The organism is Shigella sp. FC1967, assembly GCF_001743005.1.
Taxonomy (GTDB): Bacteria; Pseudomonadota; Gammaproteobacteria; order Enterobacterales; family Enterobacteriaceae; genus Proteus.
On the sequence record NZ_MIIZ01001369.1, the window covers coordinates 1 to 370 of the forward strand.

General features: G+C 50.8%; 1 rRNA gene. It reads right to left on the reverse strand.

The features are described from left to right. Nucleotides 1-370, reverse strand: a 23S ribosomal RNA gene (locus BHE89_RS22075); the annotation flags it as partial.

A 370-nucleotide genomic window follows, 5' to 3' on the forward strand; every position in this document is an offset into this window, starting at 1 on the left:
TATGCCTTTGCACTAACCGCATGATGTCCGACCATGCTTAGCCAACCTTCGTGCTCCTCCGTTACTCTTTAGGAGGAGACCGCCCCAGTCAAACTACCCACCAGACACGGTCCCCGATCCAGATTATGGACCTAGGTTAGAACATCAAAACGTTAAAGGGTGGTATTTCAAGGTTGACTCCATGCAGACTGGCGTCCACACTTCATAGTCTCCCACCCTATCCTACACATCAAGGCTCAATGTTCAGTGTCAAGCTATAGTAAAGGTTCACGGGGTCTTTCCGTCTTGCCGCGGGTACACTGCATCTTCACAGCGAGTTCAATTTCACTGAGTCTCGGGTGGAGACAGCCTGGCCATCATTACGCCATTC